Below are 21,448 nucleotides of genomic sequence, written 5' to 3'. Positions count from 1 at the left end.
GAACTTCACGGCTTCTCCTTTTCGAGTTCGACTGCGAGTATTGCGCCCGATCGTGCGGTGTCGGTGTCGGTGGGTGCCACCGAGGTCGATGCGCAGACATACAGCGTGCGGCCGTCCGGGCCGCCGAGCGCACAGGCCACCGGGTACCAACTGTCCGTGCCGAGGACATGGGTTTCCGTGCCGGTTCGGTCGACGCGAACAACGGCCTTGGAATTGGGCGAGGCGAACCACACCGCACCGGTCGGGTCCGCGCAGATCCCGTCGGGGACCCGGCGACCGAGGTCGGCGAACACCTGCTGATCCGACAGGGTGCCGTCGGGGTCCCGGTGAAAGCTGGTGAGCCGGCGGGCCAGTGACTCGGCGACGATGAGCCGCGTTCCGCCCTCGGTCAGGGCCATACCGTTGGGCACCAGGACGTCGCCGGAGACCACCTGAACCTCGCCGGTCGGGTCCACCCTGATGAGTTTCGTCGGGGTGGGGGAGCCCCCGTCGTAGTAGTCGAAGCCGATGTCGCCGATGTAGGCCCGGCCGGCGTCGTCGACGAGCATGTCGTTGCTCGGTCCGCGGTGGTACGGCGACAGGTCGGCCACCGTCGTGGTGGTCTGACCGTCGTAGCGCAGCAGCTTCCGGTTCAGCATGGACACCACCAGCAGATCGCCGTCCGGTGTCCATCCGAGGCCCGACGGCCGGCCGGCCACATCGAGTACCGGTTCGGCTGGCTGTCCGGGCACCAGCCGGAAAACGGTGCCGGCGTGCTGGTCGGAGAACCACAGGGCGTTGTCATGCCAGCGCGGGCACTCCGGGAACGTCAGGCCCTCGGCGATGACCTTCACCTGACCACCGATTCGCGGATGGCCTCGCCCAGGATCGCTATGCCCCTTCGCATTTCGTCGTCATCGACGTGGCTGTAGGCCAGCCGCAGGTAACCTGCTCCGTCGGCGGCGGCACTGTCGACCATGAACCGCTCGCCCGGACGGAATGCCACGCCGCCCTCGGCGGACCGGCGCCGAACTTCGCGCCAGTCGACGTGATCGGACAACTTGAGCCACAGGTAGAAGCCGCCTTCGGGTACCGAGAACGTCACCCAGGGACCGCAGTGTTCCCGAACGGCGGTCACCGCGACGTCGAGCTTTCGCCGGTACACGTCGTTGGCGCGGTCGATCTGCTTGTCGAAACCACCGGATGCCACGAACTGCGCCAGTGCGCGGCAGGTCCACAGGCTCGGGCCCAAATCCTGACGTACCGAACCCAATCCGCTGATCAGCTCCTCGGGTCCGGCCATCCAGCCGATTCTCAGCGCGGGCGCCACGGTCTTGCTGAATCCGTGCGACTGCATCACCCTGCCCTGGGTGTCCATGGACAGCAGCGTGGGGATCGGCTCGCCGTGGTAGCGCAGGTCGCCGTAGATGTTGTCCTCGAGGATCAGGAAGTCGTACTCGTCTGCCAGTTCCAGGATGCGCCTGCGTCGCGGCTCCGACGTTGACACGCAGGTCGGAAGCTGGAACGTGGCCACGATGTACAGCAGCTTCGGAACCACCCCGGCGGCTCTCATTTCCTTCAGTCGCAACTCCAGCGCGTCGGGGTCCAGCCCGTCCTGATCGATCTTTACGGGCCGGATGTCGGCGCCGCGCATCTTTGCGTACCTCAGGGCGTAGGGGAATGTCGCGGCCTCCACCAGCACGCCGTCGCCCGGATTCACCAGCGCGTTGATGGCCAGGGCGATGGCCTGCACCGAACCCGACGTGATGATCAGACTGTCCGGGCCGAGATCGGTGCGCGCGCTGCGCTCACCCACCCACTTCGCCAGCTCGCGGCGCAGGTGCAGACTGCCCAGGACGAGCTCGGCGTAGCCGGAGTTGCCGTAGACGATCTGGTCGCCGGGACCGTCCACATCCAGCGATACGTACTCCAGGGCGCGTGCGCCGTCGCGTTTGAGAACGTCGCTGAGGAGGTGGTCAAGCGTGGAGATCGGAAATGTCTCCGCGGACGGAATGCCCTGGTCGAAGTTGAAGGTGACCGGTACCGGGTCCTGGGGTGGCACGAAGGGTGCGACGCGCGCGATATCGGATAAAAGCCTCTGAACGTCGACCATGTCGCACGGCTCCTTCTTGTCTGGTTCCATCACGCACTTACAGTTGGCTTTGATGAGTGAGGCTGTCGAGATTCCAGGAAGGCGTCCTGCGGTTCAGCGGCGCAGTCAGGTGACGGCTTCCCGGGTGCTCGACGCCGTGCTGGAGATCCTGACCGAGTCGGGATCGCAGAACTTGACGATCGTCGCGGTCAGCGAGCGTTCCGGAGTGTCCAACGGTGCCATCTACCATCGATTCGCCGACCGTCGGCAGCTGCTGGTGGAAGCCCATGCCAGATTCTTGGCACGCCTCAGCGAATCGAGCGAATATCGTTTGGCGCCTTGGTATTCCAGCTCGGACAGGCAATTGTTCGTGGCGGGATTCGTCGCGATGTTCCTCGACGCCATCGCGGCCAATCGGGCCCTGCTCTTCGTGTTCGTCAGTCTGGGCCGCGACGACCCGGACATGAGGGCGGCCGGCGTGGCGTGGAGTCATTCCTTCGCACGGGACTTCGACCGCGTGCTCACCGAGCGATTCGGGTGCAGTGCCGCCGCTGCCGATACCGCGTTCCGGATCGTGTACTCCTACGCGTTCCTGCCTGCCGTGTTCGGAAATGACGAAATTACCTCGGTTGCCATGGACTCGACTGTCCGTGCCGAACATCTGACGACTGCCGTGGAGGCTGTCTTGGAACGGCACTGACCGATCCTCTCGTGCTTACGCAAGTAAAACCAGAGTGCTCACTCTGGTTTTAGAACACGTTACAACTCGGCGGTGTTCACGCGCAATGACGGTGCTGGATACTGGAGGTGTTATGTCTGCCGAAAGTAAGCCCCTACCGCTGGTCTTCGAGGCCCCGCGACGCACCATGCCGCCGCGACACCTTGCCGACCTCGACGAGGACGGCCGGGCCGAGGCGGTCGCCGAACTGGGGTTGCCGAAATTTCGGGCCAAACAGCTGGCCAACCAGTATTACGGCCGGCTGATCGCCGATCCGAAGCAGATGACCGATCTGCCCGCCGCCGTGCGCGACCAGGTGGCCGAGGCTCTGTTCCCGACCCTGATCGATCCGGTCAAGCAGATCCAGTGCGACGCGGGGGAGACCCGTAAGACGCTGTGGCGTGGAGGCGACGGCACCACGTTCGAATCGGTGCTGATGCGCTATCCGCAGCGCAACACCGTGTGTATCTCGTCGCAGGCCGGTTGCGGCATGGCCTGTCCGTTCTGCGCCACCGGACAGGGCGGACTGAAGCGCAACCTGTCCACCGCCGAGATTCTGGAGCAGGTCCGGGCGGCGTCGTCGGCCATGCGGTCCGAACACGACGGCCGGTTGTCCAACATCGTGTTCATGGGCATGGGTGAGCCGCTGGCCAACTACAACCGGGTGGTCGCTGCGGTCAAGCGCATCATCGCCCCGCCGCCGAACGGATTCGGGATCAGCGCCCGCTCCGTCACGGTGTCGACGGTGGGCCTCGCCCCGGCCATTCGCAAACTGGCCGACGAGCGGCTCGGGGTCACCCTGGCCGTTTCCCTGCACACCCCCGACGACGAACTGCGCGACACCCTGGTTCCGGTCAACAACCGGTGGAGCGTCGACGAAGTTCTCGACGCCGCGCGGTACTACGCCGACGTCACCGGCCGACGCGTCTCCATCGAATACGCGTTGATCCGCGATATCAACGACCAGCCTTGGCGTGCAGACCTTCTCGGAAAGAAGCTGCACGCCAAACTGGGGCAGCTGGTGCACGTCAACCTGATCCCGCTCAACCCCACGCCGGGTAGTAAATGGGACGCCAGTCCCAAACCGGCCGAGCGGGAGTTCGTCAAACGCGTTCAGGCCAAGGGAGTGTCGTGCACGGTGCGCGATACCCGGGGGCGTGAGATCGCTGCGGCCTGCGGCCAGCTGGCCGCCGAGGGCTAGGTGCGGCGTTGACTTTGAACTGAGGTCGCAAGAGGTCGAGTAGGCGTCTGCGTGGATTCAATGTCAACGTGGTCGTCAGGCTTAACCCGGCGGATTGGTGAACCAGAGGTTCTCCTCGCGCAGGCTGCGACTGCGCCAGCCATCGGGGGTGCGGACCAATTCGTGGTGGTAGTAGCCCCCGCACGCACTGATCTCCGACATCCCCGGCAACTGCATGGGGTTGTAGAACATCGCCCGCACGGTTGCGGTGTCCCCGTCGATCTGTGCGTCGATGTTGGTGATGTGATGCATGCTCCACGGGATCACGCCGAAGTTCGCGGCGAACCAGTCCACCACCTCGTCGCGGGTGCCGACCTTCGCGCCCGCGGACGAATAGTCGATGTGGGCATCCTCGGTGAACACCGACCGGTACAGCTCCCAGTCCTTGGAGTCGACTGCCCGGGCGTAGCGGGTCAACAACGCCTGGATCTCCACTTGGTCGTTCGCCCAGCTCACCAGATCACCTCCAGCACCAGTTTGCGGCTGCGCCAGCCGTCGTCCGTTCGCACCATGTCGTGTCGCCATCGGCCGCCGAAGAACCTGGTCTCGGTGATACCGGGTAGCTGAACTGCGCTGAACCACATGGCAATCACGTCGGCGGTGTCACCACTGATGTGGCTTTCGACATTGGTGACGTAATGCATGCCCATGCCGATCGCGGCCTGCTGCGGACGCAGGAACTCCACGGCCTGATCGATCGATCCGGTGACCATGCCGGCCGCGGAGTAGTCCACGTGGGCGTCATCGGTGAACACGCTGCGGTACAAGTCCCAGTCCTGGCTGTCGACGGCGTAGGCGTAGCGGGTCAGGAGATTGCTGATCCGCAATTCGTCCATCGTTCCCCTTTCGCGAGCGTGACGCAGGATCGCGGGGCAGCTATTCCGGCATGCCGATGGTCTTGGAGTCGAAGTACTCCTTGAAACCTTCCTCGCCGTTGCGCCGGCCCAGACCGCTCTGCTTGGAACCGCCGAACGGGCTGTTGATACCGAAATGGCTGCGGCTGTTGATGGTGACGTTGCCGGTCCGGATCCGACGCGCGATGGCGAAGGCCCGGTCCACATCGCCGGACGAAACCTCGCCGGAGAGGCCGTAAATGGAGTTGTTGGCGATGGCGACCGCCTCGTCGTCGGAGTCGTACGGCGTGACCGTGAGCACCGGCCCGAAGATCTCCTCCTGGGCGACCTTCGAATCGGGGTCGACGTCGGCGAGCAGCGTGGGGGACACGTAGTACCCCGTGGGCAGGTTCTCCGGTATCCCGCCGCCGGTGACCAGACGGGCGCCGGAATCGATGCCGGATTTGATGAGCCCGAGCACCTTCTCGCGCTGGGTGGCGCTGATCTGTGGACCCTGCATGATGCCTGGGGTCCACGGGTCGCCGACCGGGAAGTTCTCCATCGCTCCTTTGAGCAGCGCGATGCCCTCGTCGTAGCGGCTGCGGGGGAGCAGGATTCGGCTGGGCAGGATGCAGGACTGCCCACTCATGACACAGGCCATCATTGCCGCGATGGGCAGTGCCGAGTTGAAGTCGGCATCGTCGAGCACGATGTGGGCGGACTTGCCGCCCAGTTCGAGCATCGTCTTCTTGACCGTCGGCGCGCCGGCGGCCAAGATGGCGCGCCCGGTCGCGGTCGACCCGGTGAAGGTGATCATGTCGACCCGCGGGTCGGCCGACAGCGCGGCCCCGACCTCGTTGGCGTTGGACACGACGACGTTGAAGACACCGGCGGGGATGTCGGTGTGCTCGGCGACGATGCGGCCCAGTTCGGTGCCCGACCACGGCGTGAGCTGTGCGGGCTTGAGCACCACGGTGTTGCCGGCCATCAACGCCGGCACCGTCTCGGCGACGTTGAGGTAGAACGGCACGTTCCACGGCGTGATCGCGCCGACCACACCGACCGGTTCGTAGGCGATCTTGCGCCGCGCCGGTCCGAGCTGGGTTTGGTGCACGCCGTTGTCGACGACGTAGTCGAAGTTCTTGCCGTGCTCGGCCCAATGCTTGACCTCGCCGATCGGGTCCTCGATCTGTGAGCCCGTGACGGTCACCGGACAGCCGACCTCGGTGATCAGCACCCGGCGCAGCCGCTCCTTCTCGGATTCCAGCGCGTCGTGCAGCTGCATCAGGCAGTGGTAGCGGAACTCGACGTCGCGGCTCCAGTCGGTTTCGTCGAACGCCCTTCGCGCGGCGCCCACGGCACGTTCGATGTCGGCCACGGTGCCGTCGGTCGCCTGGCCGGCCACCTGCTCGCTGGCCGGGTGGATGACGTCGAATTTCGCACCGCTGCCGGTGTATTGGAGTTCGCCGTCGATCAGCATCCGCTCGTCACCGGCGAGCACGCCGGTGTCACTCTGCACCTGAGTCATAGGAGACAGCTTTACAAAAATTACGTGTCGTGTCACCCCTTTGGAAGAAGGATTGACCGATCGATGAAACTCTGCGATCGTAGAGTGTCGTTGACCCGGAGACGGGAGGTGTGGATGGTGGAACGGTAGAAGGCGGGTCAGTTCGTATCGGGCTGTTTGAGGCCGACGGCATGGCGCAGTTGTGCCAGGAACTGGTCGCCGTCATCGCTGCGCACGATGTAGTGCGAGACCGCGACCCGGATCGCGGTGGCGGCCTTGACCGGCGCGTTGGCACCTGACAGCAGCTTGAGCAGCCGTGCCCGCATCAGGGGGATGACGTTGGCCAACTGTGCGATCACGACTTCGGGTTCGATGTCGACGAGGCGGACCCCGGAATACGACTGCTGATATTGCACGATGAAACGCAGTGCGGCATCGAGCTTCTCGCTGCCCCGCAAGCCCACGGTGGCGCGGCTCATGCCGTGGTCGAACATTTCGCGCTCATAGGTGCCGAACGCGTCGAGCAACTCCTGTTTGTCGGCGAACCAGCGATACAGGGTGGGCCGGGAAACGCCGGCCTGCAGCGCGACCTCGGAAAGACTCAGTTTCGTCTGACCGCTGCGGGCCAGCACCTCGGCGGTCGCGACCAGGATTCGATGGCGCGTCGAGGTGTCTTCGACGTTTGCGTCCCGCTGTGCGGGTAGTGGTTCATTCACGTCCAGGCCTTGGTTGATCGTGGTTGACCAAATGGTAGGACCATCAGAGCAACTTCTTGAGTATCGCCACAGTCTCCAGATCCGCCAAAGCTGCCACACCCCGTCTGGCACCTTCCAGCGCGATGCCTTCATCCTGCATACCGCCGAGTCCGGCCGTGATAACAGGTGCGGCGTAGGCGTAGATCGCGCCGAGGCGGTAACGCTCCCACAACTCGTCGTGATCCAGCGTCGGGCCGCCGGCCGCGGCCAGTGCGCGTCGGTATTCGTCGAGCAGGTCACGTTCGGCCGCCTGGCGGTCGGCCGTGGTCATGCAGGTGACCAGGGTGTAGGCCAGCTCACGGCCGGGATGACCCCGGCGGACTGCCTGCCAGTCGAGCAGGCCCGCCTCGCCGTTGCGGAAGAAGAGGTTGCCCGGGTGGGCATCGCCGTGCATCACGGTGTGTGGTGGCCGGTCGAGCAGCTGTGCCGCCGCCCGGTAGTTCTCGTCGATGAACCGTCCGTCGGCTACCGGAATGTCGGTGTTCTCAGTCAGCCGTTTGGTTGACAGCTTGAGCAGTGAGCCGGTCATCAGCGAGGTGTGATCGCCCGAGGCCGAGTACAGCCAACCCAGTGGCCCGGTGCCGCTTCGTGCCGGCAACCGCCCCCAGAAGGCGGCGTGGACGCGGGCCAGCACCTCGACCGTCGCGGCGGCCCGGTCCCGGTCCAGCGGGTGAAGGGTGTCGGTGAACTCGCAGGGGCTGCGTGTCAGGTCTTCCAGTACCAGCACATACCGCCCGGTGAGTGGATCGAACGCTGCGCCGTAGGAGCGCGGAACCCCGGGCAGGCGGTCGGCCAGCTGTTGGTAGAACCGCACCTCGGTGTGTCCCAGCCGGCCCAACTCACCCATCATCCGGGTGGCCGCGGTTTCGGCCGGCATCTTGACGAACACCGATTCGGGGATATCCGGACCGCCCGACAGGGCAAGCCGAGCGCGCGACGACGTGCCCGCGTCGCCGCCGACCACCGACACCGATTCGATCGTGCGCCCGGTGAGTCGGGACAGGTACGCCGCGTCGAGGTCGCCGATGCGGCGCGGCAGAGAGCGCATGCGCCCGATGGCCGCGTCGGTTGCGATACGTTGCACGCCGTGGCTGATGTGCGCGGCCAGGCCGACTGCGGGGACGAGGCGGTGGGCCGGTGTGAGCATTGAGCAAGTTTACAAATTTGCGCAAGGTTGTAAAGCGGTTTCGGGAAGGATAGGCGATGGCGGGTCCGTTGGAAGGGTTTCGGGTCGTCGAGTTGGGCGTCTGGGTCGCCGCGCCGGCAGCCGGAGCGATCCTGGCCGACTGGGGTGCCGATGTCGTCAAGATCGAACCGCCGTCGGGTGACCCGGCGCGAACCTTCGGCCGCATGCTCGGCCTGGATCCGGATCTGGGCGTGGCGGCCAACCCGCCCTTCGAAATGGACAACCGGTCGAAACGCAGCATGGTGCTCGACCTCGGTACTGTCGAGGGGCGGGCGACCGCGAGCGAATTACTTGCCACCGCAGACGTTTTCCTGACGAATGTGCGCCCCGCCGCGTTGCGGCGGCTGGAACTGGACTTCGAGACCGTCGCGGCAGGCAATCCGCGCCTGGTGTACGGATTGATCACCGGATACGGATTGACCGGACCGGATGCCGATCGGGCGGCCTACGACGTCGCCGCATTCTGGGCCAGGGCCGGGCTGGCCGACCTGCTCACCCGCCCTGGCGACACCCCGCCGTTTCAGCGCGGCGGCATGGGGGACCACTCCGCGGGTATGACGCTGGCGGCCGCGGTGTGCGCCGCGTTGCTGGCCCGAAACCGCACGGGCACTGGTCAATTGGTCAGCACTTCGCTCTACCGACAGGGTGCTTACACCATCAGCTTCGACCTCAACACGGTGCTGATGAGTGGTGAGCAGATCGCCATCGGCCGGCGTGAGGCGATGGCCAACCCCTGCATGAACAACTACACGACCGGGGACGGGAAGCGGTTCTGGATCGTCGGATTACAGGGGGACCGGCATTGGCCCGCACTGTGCCGGGTGGTGGCCCGCGAGGACTGGCTGACCGACCCGCGTTTCGCCACCGCACGGGACCGGTACGTCAACGCCCGTGAGCTGATCGCCGAGTTGGACACGATCTTCGCCGGCCACCCGATGGACCACTGGACCCCGCTGTTCGATGGCGAGCCCGACTTCTTCTGGTCGCCGATCAACAGCCTCGATGAGGTCATCGCCGATGAGCAATTCCACGCTGCCGGAGGAATAATCGAAGTGCCCGATGGGATTTCGACTGTACCGATGGTGGCGAGCCCGGCTGACTTCTCGGCCACCCCATGGCAGCCGCGCACGGTAGCCCCGGCGTTGGGTGCGCACACCAACGAGATCCTGGCCGAGCTGCGCGGCGGTCAGCATCGCTGAGTGTTGATATCCACGATCAGTGCATCGAGCTGCTCATGGGTGACCTTTCCTGCCGAGAATGCGACCATCCGCCCGATCGGCACCGATTCCAGCATTCGCAATAGATTGGTTCCGAGTGCGGAATCGCCTGCGCCAAAGGGGGAAGCGTCGCTCAGAGCCGACAGAATCTTCTGTGAAGCCACCGGATCGGCCAGGAGCTCGCCCAGCGTCGATTCCCGGGTGAACGGCCGGGTCGGCTCGTCGCCGTCCAACGCCACCGTCGCGGTCAGCCGGATATCCCGGCTCGAAGCGCCGACCGACACCGCATACTCGCCGGCCTCCACCACCCATCGTCCGGCATCCACGCTCCAGTACGCGAGATCGGTTCGTTCGATCGGGATTTCGATGATCTGCCGGTGGCCTGGTTCGATGGTGACCGAAGCGAATCCGGCCAACCACTGCATGGGTCGGCCGACGTGGGAGTCGGGGAGTCCGGCATAGACCTGCACCACCTCCCGGCCCGGTCGGTCGCCGGTGTTGGTGACCGTCACACGCACGGCCACACCCGCACCGGTGCTGGTGAGATCAAGATCCGAGTAGTCGAACCGGGTGTACGACAGGCCATGGCCGAACGGGAACGTCACCGGGATTTCGCGGGAGTCATACCAGCGGTAGCCGACGAACATCCGTTCGCCGTAGACGGTGTGGCCGGATTCGGACGGAAAGTTCAGGTAGGCCGGGGAATCCTGGAGTCGCTGCGGCACCGTCTCGGCCAGCCGGCCCGAGGGATTTGCCACACCGAACAGCACATCGGCGAGTGCGCCGCCGCCGGCCTGCCCGAGTAGCGCCCCGTCGAGGATCGCCGGAGCCAGAGCCGCGACGGCGTCGAGGCACACCGCGCCGCCGTGGGCCAGCACCGCCACGGTGCGCGGCTGTACTTCGACCACGGCACGCAGCAGGTCCAGTTGTGCGGTGGGCAGGTCGATGTGCTCGCGGTCGTAGCCCTCGGACTCCTCGTCGGCGGTGAGGCCGAGGAATACGATCGCGGTTTCGGCAGATTCGGCGGCCGCAGCCGCGGCGGCCGTATCGGTTCCGGAGCAAAAGCGGACCGGCTGATCGCCGGCGAGCCTTCGGATCTCGTCGAGGGGAACGTCGACGCGGGTCGGGTTCACATGGGAACTGCCGCCACCCTGGTACCTGGGTTCTTCGGCGAACCCGCCGATGACCGCCAGCGGTGCCGGTGCCAATGGCAGCAGATCGCCCTCGTTCTTCAACAACACGATCGCTCGCCGGGCCGCCTCGCGGGCCAGCTCGTGATGCACATCGATATCGAATGATGCTGCCGAGGTATCGGTTTGGGTGACCCGGCCGACCAGCTGTGCCACCCGGCCGGCGGCCCGCGTGACAGCAGCCGCGTCCAGGTTGCCGGCCCGGACCGCGCGCACCACCTCGGCATCGGAGATCCCGCCGGTCGTCGGCATCTCCAGATCCAGGCCCGCCGCCACTGCGGCCGGTCGGTCGGCCACCGCGCCCCAGTCGCTGACCACCACGCCGTCGAAGCCCCATTCGTCGCGGAGCACCGTGGTCAGCAGCCAGGCGTTCTCGGCCGCGTACACCCCGTTGATCCGGTTGTAGGAGCACATCACCGTCCACGGGTGGGCCTGGCGCACCACGATCTCGAAACTACGCAGGTAGATCTCACGCAATGTACGCAGATCGATGTCGGAACTGGCGCGCATCCGATCGTGTTCGGCGTTGTTGGCCGCGAAATGTTTCAGTGACGCGCCGACGCCACGGCTCTGCACGCCGCGCACCCAGGCCGCGCCGAGCGCCCCCGACAGGAGCGGATCTTCTGAGAAGTACTCGAAGTTGCGCCCGCAGCGTGGGTCGCGCTTGATGTTGACTCCGGGACCGAGCAGCACCTGCACACCCAGCGCGCGGCTTTCCTCACCCAGCGCCTGACCGACCCGTTCCACCAACTCGGGATCCCAGGTCTGGCTGAGCCCGACCGCGGGCGGAAAGCAGGTCGCCGGTTCACTGCCGGAGATACCCAGATGATCTGTGGCACTGCCGGATTGACGACGAACACCATGTGGTCCGTCGGTCAGCATGATGGCCGGCACCGTGCCGATCGGCTTGGTGGTCCAGAAGCTCGCACCGCTGCCCAGCGCGGCCTGGTCGGTCAGGTCGAGTCCGGCGATGGGATCTGGAGAGTGGGTCACCGTCGCCAGCGTAACCCCGGGCGCGATTTCCTCCGGTCAACGTTGGGGTTTCACCCCGGCGGCATGGCGCAGCTGCGCGAGGAAATCGTCGGCATCGTCACTGCGCACCAGATAGTGGCAGACCGCCACCCGCACCGCGGTGGCCGCGGCGATGTCGGCGTCGGGCCCGGTCGTCAGGCGTTGCAGGCGGTCCCGCATCAGCGGGATCACCTGGGCGAGCCGCTTGATGACGTGTTCGGGCTCGATGTCGACCATGCGCAGACCCGGGTAGGACTGCTGATATTCGACGACCGTGCGAAGCGCGGCGCCCAGGTGTTCGTTCTCCGGCAGGTCGGCGGAGGCCCGGGCCACGGCCTGTTCGTAGGACTTGCGCTCCCACTCCGTGAATGCGTCGAGCAGTTCCTGTTTGGAGGCGAACCAGCGGTAGAGCGTGGGCCGGGACACTCCGGCATGCAGGGCAACCTCGGACAAGCTGAGCTTGGCCATCCCGTTGGCCCCGAGAACCTCTGCGGTGGCGGCCAGGATGCGTCCACGGGTACTGCTCTCGTCGTCGACCGACGATATTTCCGCCATGCCCACAGCTTTACAAACTATCGACGAACTGTCACGCTATTTCGTGGCTCGACACTGTCGTCGAGCGCCGTGCAGGAGGGAATACCGTGACAGTTGCCAGCTCACCGCAGGCACGCGAATACAGCCCATTCGACATCACGTCACACGATTTCTGGAGCCAGACGTTCGCTCAGCGTGACGAGACGTTCGCGCAACTGCGCGCCGCCGACGGCTTGAGTTGGCATCAGCCGCTGTCGTCGCTGTTCGATGTGGAAGAACCCGGCTTCTGGGCCATCACCCGCCGGGCGGACATCCAGTTCGTCAGTCAGCACCCCGAACTGTTCACCTCGACCAAGGGTGTCGCACTGGATCCGATGCCGGCTGACGTGCAGAAGTTCGCCACGTTCTTCCTGATGATGGATCCACCTGAGCACACCACGTACCGCCGCCTGATCAGCTCGGCGTTCACCCCGCGCAACGTGCGCAAGATCGAAGAGCAGATTCACCGCAACGCCGTCGCCGTCGTCGATGACCTGATCGGTGCCGGTGATGTCGACTTCGTCGAGGCGTGCTCGGCGCATCTGCCGATGCGGACGATCTCGGACATGCTCGGCGTGCCGACCGCCGATCAGCCGGCGCTGGCCAAGGCCGCCGAAAAGCTGTTCAGCATGAGCGATGACGAGTACTCGTCACTTGAAGAACGGGCCATGGCCACCATCAACGAGATCATGCTGATCTCGAACACCGGGGTGGAGCTGGCCAAGTTCCGGCGGGCCAATCCCGGTGACGACCTGATGACCAGCATCGTCAACGCCGAGGTTGACGGTCACCGGCTGACCGACGAGGAGATCGGGGCGTTCCTGATCCTGCTGGCCTCGGCCGGCAATGACACCACCAAGCAGACCACCACCCACGCGATGATGGCACTGGCCGCCAACCCTGACCAAAGAGATTGGCTGCTGGAAGATTTCGACAACCGAATCGGCATGGCCACTGAGGAATTCGTGCGGTGGGCCACTCCGGTGATGCAGTTCGCCCGGCACGCCACCGAGGACGTCGAGGTCGGCGGTCAACTGATCAGCGCGGGTGACAAGGTGGGCATGTTCTACTGCTCGGCCAACCGGGACGAGTCGGTGTTCACCGATCCGCAACGCTTCGACCTGAGCCGTTCGCCCAACCCGCAGATCGGATTCGGTGGTGGCGGTCCGCACTTCTGTCTGGGCAACCAGCTGGCCAAGACCGAGTTGCGACACCTGTTCCACGAGTTGCTGACCCGGCTCAAGACGATCGAATTCGGCGAGCCCGAGATGCTGTACAGCAGCTTCGTGCACGGCATCAAGCGCGTGCCTGCGCACGTCGCGTAGGTCGGGGCCTGAACTCGGCCCAGTGGCCACTTGTTGCACGCGAATCGCGAAAATCCGTGCGATAAGTGGCCGTTGGGCAGCTACACCGCTGCGACGAGTACCTGACTCGGCCCGCGGACGGTGTAGTTGGTGCCGTAGTCCAGGGGGCCGGCCAGTCGCCAGTCGCCCACGGCGTCGATCAGTTCCTCGAGGAAGATCTGGGCCTCCAGGCGAGCCAGGTTCATGCCCAGGCAGCTGTGCAGGCCGAAGGCGAATCCCAGATGCGACAACTTGCGCCGGGTGATGTCGAAGTCGTCGGGACGCTCCCAGCGTCTTGGATCGCGGTTGGCCGCGCCCAGTAGCAGGGTGATCCGTTCACCGTCGGCCATGGCAATGTCACCGACAGTGACAGATTCGCCGACCACGTCGCGGAAGATGGAGTGCGACACCGTTTCCAGGCGGTGTACTTCCTCCACCGCATCGAGCGCCAAGGTGCGATCGGCCTGGAGGAGTCGGCGCTGATCCGGATGGACGGCCAGAGTGGCAACGATCTGGGCGAGCAGCTTGGCGGTGGTCTCGTTGCCGGCGAACACCAATTGGGTGTTGCTCGCGACGATCTCCTGTTCGGTCATGTGCTCACAGGCATACTCGTGGCCGACCATCGTGCCGATCAGATCCCAACTGCCGTCCGCCGGGCAGCCCCGGCTGGGCAGCTGTTCACGAATGTAGGTATTCATCTGGGCTGTGGCGCTTTTGCCGGCCGCGATCAACTCGGCACCGTGTTCGCCGGGCATGCTGTAGCCCTCCGCGGAGGCGCCCATCGCGTCACTCCACGCGGTGAACTGGCCGACCATGTCCGGTTCCACACCGAGCATGTGCGCGATCACCTCGGTCGGGATACCCCGGGTCAGTTCCGAGACCACCTCGACGGTTTCCCCGTCGCGCAGCCGGGCGGCGACCGGCGCCAGCCTGGCCCGCACGATCTCGGTGATCACCGGGCGCAACCGCGCCAGCATCCTGGGCCGGAAATCGCCCGACCAGATCGACCTGATCTGGTCATGGTGCGGTCCGTCGTAGAACTCCATCGTCGGCCCGCCGAACACCGCGGCGTGCTCGACCTGCCCGCGCTCGGAGCCGAACTGTGAAGGCGCACTGAGGATCTGCTTGACCAGGTCGAATTCGCCGACCATCCACCGGTTGATTCGCTCGTTGAAGACCACTCCGCCCAAATCCCTGATCTCGCGGTAGCGCGCCCACGGAGCGGCGACGAACGCCGGATCGGTGGTATCGAAGGACAGCAGCGGAAAATGGGTGGCGACCATGGCTGTCATGTTGACAATTTTGTGCAATATTGTAAAGCGTGAGTTTCAAGGATCTGGGCCGCGAACTGTCCAACTGGGGCCGATGGGGGCCCGACGACCAGATCGGGACCCTCAACCTCGTCGAGCCGCGTCACGTGCAGGCCGCAGCAGGTGAAGTCCGTTCGGGCAAGGTGTTTCAGCTGAGCATCCCGGTGGGCAAGGACGGCCCGCAGAGCGGTATCGGCGGCCGGCTCAACCCGGTTCACCTGATGTCCATGCAGCCCGACGACTGGGAACCGCACGGGCTGCAGGTCGCCGACGACTGGATCATCATGCCGTTGCAGTCCGGTACCCAGTGGGACGCGCTGTCGCACGTCGCCTACGACGGCAAGCTGTACAACGGCTACTCCACAAACCAGGTCCGCACCCGCGCCGGAGCCCGTCAACTGGCCGTCGACGCCTTCACCGATCGGATCGTGGGGCGCGGGGTGCTGCTCGACATCGCCCGGTTGCACGGGGTGGACTGGCTCGAAGGCGGCACCGCGATCACCCCGGCCGACCTGGAGGCGGCCGAACAGGCCCAGGGCGTGACCGTCGGAGAGGCCGACTTCCTGCTGGTGCGCACCGGTTGGCGGGGCCGGCTGCTGGCCCACGGCCGCGACGACTGGATGTCCACCGAGCCGGGACTGGGTATCGACTGTGCGCGCTGGTTACGTGACCGCGGTGTCGCGGCGGTGGGCAGCGACAACTGGGCCATCGAGGTCATCCCCAGTGAGACGGGGGAGACGCTGCCGCTGCACTGCATCCTGATCCGCGACATGGGCATGCCGCTGGCCGAGATCCTCGACCTCGACGCACTGAGCGCCGACTGTGCCGGCGACGGAGTGTGGAGTTTCCTGTTCGTGGCGCCGCCGCTGCACATCAGCAATGCCGTGGGTTCACCCGTCACGCCCATCGCGATCAAATGAGCCCGGCCTTCCAGTACCGGCTGCGCACTCCGGCCCCGCTGGTCAGCGTCGAGGACTACCGCACGGCGGCGCGGCGGGCCCTGCCCGCCATGGTGTGGGCGTATCTGGACGGGGGCGCCGAGGATGAGCGGACCTTGCGGGCTAACCGCAGTGCCTTCGCGAATTGGTACCTGCGCCAACGTGTTCTATCTGGCCACGCCGGCGCGGACATCGGTGTGACGATCGGCGGGCAACAGCTCGAGCTGCCCTTGGTGCTGGCGCCCACCGGGCTCACCGGCCTGGCGCACTGGTCCGGTGAACTCGCTGCCGCGCAGGCGGCCGAACGGGCCGGCACCCGACTGACACTGTCGACCGCGTCGTCGTACTCCATCGAGGAAGTCGCCGAAGGCACCTCGGCGGATCACTGGTTTCAGCTGTATCCCTGGGGCGATGGCCCGTTCTCGGATTCCATGCTGAGTCGGGCCCGTGACGCCGGGTATCGCACCCTGGTGGTGACCGTCGACGTTCCGGTGCAGGGCAACCGCACCGGCGAGCGGCGCACCGGCATGGGCCACCCGCCGATCCTCACCCCACGCCGCATCGCCGACGCCGCGATCCGGCCGCACTGGTGGTACGGACTGCTGCGGCACCAGCGGATGACGATGCGCAGCCTCACCCACACCGCAGGTGCGAAGGGCGCGGTGGAATCCGTGAGCATCCAGAACCGCCGAATCCGGCCCGACCTGAGTTGGCGTGATGTGGCGGCGCTCCGCGAGCGCTGGGACGGCCCGTTCGTCGTCAAAGGCGTGCTGGAACCCGAGGACGCGGTCCGCGCGGTCGACGAGGTGGGGGCAACCGGAGTGGTGGTGTCCAATCATGGTGGGCGCCAACTGAATGGTGCACGTGCCTCGGTCGATGCGCTGCCCGATGTCGCCGACGCGGTCGGCGAGCGTGCCACCGTCTTGCTTGACAGTGGTGTGCGGACCGGCACCGACATCGTCACGGCCCTGGCCCTTGGCGCCGACGCGGTGATGATCGGCAGGCCCTATATCTACGGGCTGGCCGTGGCCGGCGGCGCCGGGGTGGGCGCGGTACTCGACATCCTGGCCGCCGAGGTCCGTTCGACGCTGACGCTGATGGGTGTGGCGAGCATGGCCGACCTGGACCGCTCAGTTCTTCGCCGAGCAGCGTGATCCAATTCGCCCGGTTCGCCACACAGGATGTCGAGGTGGCGCGTCGCAGTCACCCCCGGTTGATAGCCTCGGTAGCCGCAGGTGGCGGCAAGGGTGAGCGGGGGCGGCGTGACGGCGGTGGACCGGTGGATCGAGGTTTCCAAGTCGGCCTATGCCCACGAAGCTGACGGTTTGGAGCTACTGCGGGCAATCATTCCGATGGCGGCGCCCTACCGGGTCTGGACCAACTTCGAGTTCATGGACAACCACGGCGGGTGGAACGAGGTCGACGCCCTGGTCCTGGGCCGCTGAGTGAGGGACCTTGCGCCACAAAGACAACGAATCGGGGCCGAGTCGATCCGGCTGCACTCGGATCTGACCGTCGATGCCATCTCAGCCGGTTTGGCGGCCGTGCGCGCGACTGGTGACCGGTCGCTGCCGACTGCGGACCGGCGTGCGCTCGACGGTTTGAAATTCTCGATCGCATTACCCGAGGAGCTGGCCCGCCGGACCCTGTCTGTACGGGTTGCCGATGCGGAGCACGCGACGCGGGTGCTTGCTGAACAGGTCAGCTTCCGCATGTCGGCTCAACGCTGAGGGCGTCAGCGACGTGCCACGCCTCGGTGTGTCACCTACGCTGGCGCGCACGCTGCGCTGGACGAACTGCATCAAGTCAATGGTCTCTGTGTGCCGCGAGCACATTGGCAACGGGAACGCTGGCAAGTCGGGAAGGTGCTGCTGCGACGGTGTGCGGCCGGGATGGTCTAGGCCGGCGAGCAGTTTCGCCGCGGTGCCATCACGGCTGTGGCACGAAGTAGAAGGGCTCCCAGTAGCTCATTTCCGCGATTGCGACGACACCGATCGTACGGTTACGTGGTTGTTTGTCAGGACAGCGCTCCTCGACGGTCATATCAAAGCGGTAGGTCGAGCTCTCAGTTGACAGTCCGGGCACTAGCTGACTGCCTTGCTCGCCCCGATCCTCGACCGACACCAATCGATACCCGCACCCGGGTGCGGGCATGACGGTCGCGATCGTCTGGCCCTGTTCGACCGACAGCACACCGTTGGCCCGCAGGAGCGGAACCTTGTTTACATCATGGGTGTTCAACCCCGTAGTCAGCCGCTCTGCCCACTCACGCTGTTTTGCGGGACCGTAATCACCCATCGCCAAGTCGTCGCTGCTCGACGGCGCTGTCCATGCCCACACCACAACTCCGACCACAGCTGCGATGAGTAGCGCCAAGATCACGGCGATGTTGCGGTGGGTGCTGAACCAATCGGCCATCCCGATCATTCTCCTGGGTATCTCAGATGAACGAACTCGACCTGCGCGGGAGCGCGGGTGTACTCCGCCGAATCCGGCATCCAGTCACCGTGCGTCTTCACGCCGCCGGAGTGTTGGTTGATCACGTCGGTGGGCACCCCCTTGATCATCGTTTGGCCTGTGTACACCGCCACGTGGTTGATGCCGCCGTCGGCGTCCTTGTAGTAGATCAAGTCGCCAGGAAGCAGTCCGGCCCGAGACGGCGCTAACGGCAATGCCGCGCAGTTAAGGTCCGCGCCCTGTTGTCAACCGTCGAGGATTTCGATGGTGATGGCGGTTGTGTAGTTGGTGCGGTCGATGGCGCCTTTAGCCCGGTGCTTGGAAATGGCGCGTTTGACCACTCGGGGACTCGAGCGTGATCGCCGCGCTGGTAGCGGCTGGTTGAGGGCGGCGGCTCCGATGCAGCCGATCAGGTCGATGGTGGCGTCGGCGATCGTTGCGGCGGCGTGAATGACTTGGTCGCGGGCGGTGTTCAGGGCGACGGTGAGGCTCAGCCGGTCGGGGCCGATGTCGGGACGGGCCAGTGCGGTATCGGCCAGGGCGGTGCGCAGGGCCTGGTAGGTGATCAGCAGTGCGTAGACCTCTTGGGTGATGCCGGCGGGGGTACCCGCGCGCAGCACTCGTCCGCCCAGAATGGTCGATTTCAATTCCAGGTAGCTGGTTTCAATCTCCCACCGTTGATGGTAGAGCTCGACCAGTTCGTCTGCGGGATATTGCTTTTCGTCTAGCAGGGTGGTGACCAGGCGGTAGTGACCGTAGCGGGTCGCCCCGCCGTCGAGCCGCACGCTGATGCGGGCGTCGATCACCCGCACGGTCACCGCGCCCATCCGTGCCAGCCACGTCCGGTCCGCCAGCGTCTTGATCGGGGGCAGCACACGGGCGTCTTTGCAGCGGATCAGCAACTCGGCATGGGTCGAGGCGATCTTTTCCACGAGAGCTGTGACGGCGAAGTTGCGGTCAGCCAACAGCAGCATGTCTGGTTTCAGGCACCGCAGCAGCGTTGGTGCATAGGTGGTTTCGCCTACTCCGTAGGCGCCGAACACGGCATCGACGACGGTGCGGGTGCCACACGCCACGACCGTCAGCATGCGCAGCATCGGATACCCGGACTCGGCGTCGGGGCGGCCGGTTTGGCGGCCGAACGCTGCGGCGTTGGCTGCACTGTTGGGCACGAACATCGAGGTGCCGTCGATCGCGCAGACCAACAGCCCATGCCAGCGCGTCGCGCCGACAGCCGGGCCGCGTACCAGGGTGAACAATTCGCGCAGCGGGGGCAACTCCGACACGTCGCAATGCTTGTGACAGTGCCGAAGAACCCGGTGCGGCCACGGTGACCGGATCCAGGCCGGCGACCAGCCGCGCCCAGACCTGCTGGTATCCGATCTCGGCGAACAACGCCCCGGCCAGCAGCAGGTAGACCACGACCCGCGAGGGCAGCACCCGAACACGGCGCTGTACGCGGCCGGTGTTCTCCAAGGCGGCATCTACAAGATCGGCGGACACGATCCGGGTCAACTCGCCCAGATGGCCCGGCGCGAACCGGCCCTGACGACCCGGTGGCCCAGGACAGATGACAGACTGAACAGACAGCGGAACTCCCTGGTGAGATGGTGTCTTTGGACGGACAATCCATCGATACCGGGAGTTCCGCTGTCCTACCGGCATCCCACACGGCGTGTCACAATTGCCACACCAGTCACACGCTTAACTGCGCGGCATTGGCGCTAACGGGTCGAGGCCGTCACGACTCGGAGTGGCAACCACTCCCACGATTTCGCCCCTGCCGGAATGCTGGGTAACGAAATTATGATTCTCTTTCGCCAGTGTCCACGTTTTCGATGAGGTGTTTCCTGGGAACGCCAATCCATCGTTCTGGTAGTACCAGTCGTCACTGTCTCCGCGACGCCAGTCATCGATGCCGTTGCCCACGTCACCGAATCCACCAGCCCGCATCACCTGTGATGCGAAGTTCGTGCAATCCAGATCTCCGCCCCCGAGTGATTCGTACTCGGGGTTGAAACCCTCTGCCCACTGCTCCGCATACTCCACTGCGGCGCGACGACTTTCCGACAACTGCGGTCCGGGAAGCAGTGCTGGGGTCTGCTTGAACTCGCTATTCACCAGCTGGACCGGGCTGTCTCGTCCGTCACCCTCACCTTCGAACCGAATTTCCGCCAGTTCGACAGCTTTCTCTTGGAGTCGCTGACCGACGAAATCATCGGCTTGCACCAACCGTTCGGCGAACCAGCGGATGTCGTCGGCGTGCTCGCGGGCTGCCATCGTCCGGGCGGCCATAGTGGTCACATCTATTCGGCGGGTGTCGCGCACAGCGAGATCTTGGCCAACCTTGAACCCGTTCGCTTCAGCTTCTGTGATCGCTTCCAGCGCTTCGCGTTTGGCCGCCTGAATCCCAGCGCTTCCATCCTGGGCGATCTGCGCACCTTCACGTTGCACCGCGCCCTGGTTGCCGACGACGACGGTATCGGCGGAAGCCCGATTGACCACGGCGTCTTTGGCATCCCCGAGCCAGTCGGTATTGACGATGTTGGCGCGGTGTTGAGCGAAGGCCGTCTCGGACTCTGCCGCCATCGCATGCCAGCGTTCCGCCGCATCGTCCAGGTCACGCGTGTCCCACATCTCGATCTCCGAACGCGTCGGCAATCCGCCCGACGAGTCCGCGGCAACGCTCACACAGTCACCGCGATGTTCTCGGCGCTCCCGCCGTCGGTATCGTCATAGCGTTGACCACCGCCCCGCATGCTGTCGGCATGCCCGGACATTCGAGTCGACTGGCGGCCACGCACCGAACTGATCGCCATGTCTAGGGCCGCGATACCAATACCGCTTGACCGCGAACCCAACGTCGTACCGGTACCCGTGCCCGTCAACACCGACGCAGCAGCATCACTGCTGGCAGCGGCAGCACGAAGATCGCTCGTGTTCACGTTCAGTTCGTTTGCCATGCCAATCCCCCAACCGGCCAGATCTTGCTGCGTGTAGGTTACCCGCAGCCTCGTCGGAAGGATCTGGACCCGACACAGGCCTTGGATAGGCGTCCCGCAATGACAGCCGAATTGCAACCGCGTGCGTCTGCCATCA

The 21,448-nt window shown here is 65.4% G+C and carries 23 protein-coding genes and 2 pseudogenes; 9 read left to right on the top strand and 16 right to left on the bottom strand.

Annotation, left to right across the window (positions count from 1 at the left end; translation table 11 throughout):
- Positions 1–5: 5 nt before the first annotated feature.
- Positions 6–833, bottom strand: a complete 828-nt coding sequence (locus G6N44_RS07170) for an SMP-30/gluconolactonase/LRE family protein (protein ID WP_163662431.1) — start codon at positions 831–833, stop codon at positions 6–8.
- Positions 830–2,092: an aminotransferase-like domain-containing protein gene (locus tag G6N44_RS07165; protein ID WP_163662429.1), complete on the bottom strand. Its 1,263-nt coding sequence runs from the start codon at positions 2,090–2,092 to the stop codon at positions 830–832. Before G6N44_RS07165 ends, G6N44_RS07170 begins: the two co-directional genes overlap by 4 nt.
- A 52-nt stretch (positions 2,093–2,144) precedes the next feature.
- On the opposite strand from G6N44_RS07165, the gene G6N44_RS07160 reads away from it, so the two are divergent.
- Both G6N44_RS07160 and rlmN read left to right on the top strand, forming a co-directional pair.
- Positions 2,145–2,771 carry a TetR/AcrR family transcriptional regulator gene (locus tag G6N44_RS07160; RefSeq protein ID WP_163662427.1) on the top strand — a complete coding sequence of 209 codons (627 nt, stop codon included), beginning with the start codon at positions 2,145–2,147 and terminating at the stop codon, positions 2,769–2,771.
- Positions 2,772–2,883: 112 nt separating this feature from the next.
- Positions 2,884–3,990: a dual-specificity RNA methyltransferase RlmN gene (rlmN, locus tag G6N44_RS07155; RefSeq protein WP_163662425.1), complete on the top strand. Its 1,107-nt coding sequence runs from the start codon at positions 2,884–2,886 to the stop codon at positions 3,988–3,990.
- Positions 3,991–4,071: 81 nt separating this feature from the next.
- Here the strand turns inward: rlmN and G6N44_RS07150 are convergent, their stop codons facing one another.
- The 5 genes from G6N44_RS07150 to G6N44_RS07130 all read right to left on the bottom strand — a co-directional run bounded on the left by G6N44_RS07150 (position 4,072) and on the right by G6N44_RS07130 (position 8,271).
- Positions 4,072–4,485: a nuclear transport factor 2 family protein gene (locus tag G6N44_RS07150; RefSeq protein WP_235682970.1), complete on the bottom strand. Its 414-nt coding sequence runs from the start codon at positions 4,483–4,485 to the stop codon at positions 4,072–4,074.
- Complete coding sequence (locus G6N44_RS07145; protein WP_163662421.1) at positions 4,482–4,865, bottom strand: nuclear transport factor 2 family protein; 384 nt, start codon at positions 4,863–4,865, stop codon at positions 4,482–4,484. Before G6N44_RS07145 ends, G6N44_RS07150 begins: the two co-directional genes overlap by 4 nt.
- Positions 4,866–4,905: 40 nt before the next feature.
- On the bottom strand, positions 4,906–6,390 hold the full coding sequence (locus tag G6N44_RS07140) for an aldehyde dehydrogenase family protein (RefSeq protein ID WP_163662418.1): 1,485 nt from the start codon (positions 6,388–6,390) through the stop codon (positions 4,906–4,908).
- 137 nt (positions 6,391–6,527) lie between these two features.
- Positions 6,528–7,085, bottom strand: a complete 558-nt coding sequence (locus tag G6N44_RS07135; protein ID WP_163662416.1) for a TetR/AcrR family transcriptional regulator — start codon at positions 7,083–7,085, stop codon at positions 6,528–6,530.
- Between the two features lie 43 nt (positions 7,086–7,128).
- Positions 7,129–8,271 (bottom strand): phosphotransferase, encoded by a 1,143-nt coding sequence (locus G6N44_RS07130; protein ID WP_163662414.1) that lies wholly within the window; start codon positions 8,269–8,271, stop codon positions 7,129–7,131.
- 56 nt (positions 8,272–8,327) lie between these two features.
- Here G6N44_RS07130 and G6N44_RS07125 point away from each other — a divergent pair, with 56 nt between their 5' ends.
- Positions 8,328–9,509 carry a CoA transferase gene (locus G6N44_RS07125; RefSeq protein ID WP_163662413.1) on the top strand — a complete coding sequence of 394 codons (1,182 nt, stop codon included), beginning with the start codon at positions 8,328–8,330 and terminating at the stop codon, positions 9,507–9,509.
- Here G6N44_RS07125 and G6N44_RS07120 read toward each other — a convergent pair.
- Positions 9,497–11,710, bottom strand: a complete 2,214-nt coding sequence (locus G6N44_RS07120; RefSeq protein ID WP_235682969.1) for a glycoside hydrolase family 3 C-terminal domain-containing protein — start codon at positions 11,708–11,710, stop codon at positions 9,497–9,499. The genes G6N44_RS07125 and G6N44_RS07120 overlap by 13 nt on opposite strands.
- A 36-nt stretch (positions 11,711–11,746) precedes the next feature.
- Positions 11,747–12,283 carry a TetR/AcrR family transcriptional regulator gene (locus G6N44_RS07115; protein WP_163662411.1) on the bottom strand — a complete coding sequence of 179 codons (537 nt, stop codon included), beginning with the start codon at positions 12,281–12,283 and terminating at the stop codon, positions 11,747–11,749.
- A gap of 86 nt (positions 12,284–12,369) precedes the next feature.
- On the opposite strand from G6N44_RS07115, the gene G6N44_RS07110 reads away from it, so the two are divergent.
- Positions 12,370–13,626 carry a cytochrome P450 gene (locus tag G6N44_RS07110; protein ID WP_163662409.1) on the top strand — a complete coding sequence of 419 codons (1,257 nt, stop codon included), beginning with the start codon at positions 12,370–12,372 and terminating at the stop codon, positions 13,624–13,626.
- 80 nt (positions 13,627–13,706) lie between these two features.
- Here G6N44_RS07110 and G6N44_RS07105 read toward each other — a convergent pair whose 3' ends face one another.
- Complete coding sequence (locus G6N44_RS07105; RefSeq protein ID WP_163662407.1) at positions 13,707–14,936, bottom strand: cytochrome P450; 1,230 nt, start codon at positions 14,934–14,936, stop codon at positions 13,707–13,709.
- Positions 14,937–14,965: 29 nt separating this feature from the next.
- Between G6N44_RS07105 and G6N44_RS07100 the strand changes: the two genes are divergently transcribed.
- From G6N44_RS07100 to G6N44_RS29410, 5 genes and pseudogenes are all read left to right on the top strand, one after another.
- Entirely contained in the window at positions 14,966–15,874 is a 909-nt protein-coding gene (locus G6N44_RS07100; protein ID WP_163662405.1) for a cyclase family protein, read from the top strand.
- Positions 15,871–17,046, top strand: a complete 1,176-nt coding sequence (locus G6N44_RS07095) for an alpha-hydroxy acid oxidase (RefSeq protein WP_163662403.1) — start codon at positions 15,871–15,873, stop codon at positions 17,044–17,046. The genes G6N44_RS07100 and G6N44_RS07095 overlap by 4 nt, the downstream gene beginning before the upstream one ends.
- Positions 17,047–17,139: 93 nt before the next feature.
- A complete protein-coding gene (locus G6N44_RS07090) occupies positions 17,140–17,337 on the top strand; it encodes a hypothetical protein (RefSeq protein WP_163662401.1) in 198 nt (65 codons plus the stop codon).
- Positions 17,338–17,622: a hypothetical protein gene (locus G6N44_RS07085; protein WP_163662399.1), complete on the top strand. Its 285-nt coding sequence runs from the start codon at positions 17,338–17,340 to the stop codon at positions 17,620–17,622.
- A 13-nt stretch (positions 17,623–17,635) separates the two neighbouring features.
- Positions 17,636–17,790, top strand: a pseudogene (locus G6N44_RS29410) (IS256 family transposase); the annotation flags it as partial.
- 31 nt (positions 17,791–17,821) lie between these two features.
- Here the strand turns inward: G6N44_RS29410 and G6N44_RS07080 are convergent.
- The 6 genes and pseudogenes from G6N44_RS07080 to G6N44_RS07060 all read right to left on the bottom strand — a co-directional run bounded on the left by G6N44_RS07080 (position 17,822) and on the right by G6N44_RS07060 (position 21,312).
- Positions 17,822–18,310, bottom strand: a complete 489-nt coding sequence (locus G6N44_RS07080; protein ID WP_163662397.1) for a hypothetical protein — start codon at positions 18,308–18,310, stop codon at positions 17,822–17,824.
- A 5-nt stretch (positions 18,311–18,315) separates the two neighbouring features.
- The gene (locus G6N44_RS07075; RefSeq protein WP_163662395.1) at positions 18,316–18,522 is read right to left on the bottom strand and encodes a hypothetical protein; all 207 of its coding nucleotides are present in this window, start codon (positions 18,520–18,522) and stop codon (positions 18,316–18,318) included.
- Positions 18,523–18,594: 72 nt separating this feature from the next.
- Positions 18,595–19,635: an IS4 family transposase gene (locus tag G6N44_RS07070; RefSeq protein ID WP_235682968.1), complete on the bottom strand. Its 1,041-nt coding sequence runs from the start codon at positions 19,633–19,635 to the stop codon at positions 18,595–18,597.
- Between the two features lie 34 nt (positions 19,636–19,669).
- Positions 19,670–20,014: pseudogene (locus G6N44_RS29830) on the bottom strand (transposase domain-containing protein); the annotation flags it as partial.
- A gap of 39 nt (positions 20,015–20,053) precedes the next feature.
- Entirely contained in the window at positions 20,054–20,986 is a 933-nt protein-coding gene (locus G6N44_RS07065) for an amidase domain-containing protein (RefSeq protein WP_163662393.1), read from the bottom strand.
- Between the two features lie 50 nt (positions 20,987–21,036).
- Positions 21,037–21,312, bottom strand: a complete 276-nt coding sequence (locus tag G6N44_RS07060) for a hypothetical protein (RefSeq protein WP_163662392.1) — start codon at positions 21,310–21,312, stop codon at positions 21,037–21,039.
- Positions 21,313–21,448: the final 136 nt, after the last annotated feature.

It is taken from the genome of Mycolicibacterium alvei (genome assembly GCF_010727325.1).
Taxonomy (GTDB): Bacteria; Actinomycetota; Actinomycetes; order Mycobacteriales; family Mycobacteriaceae; genus Mycobacterium; species Mycobacterium alvei.
This window is presented reverse-complemented; position numbering and strand designations above follow the sequence as displayed.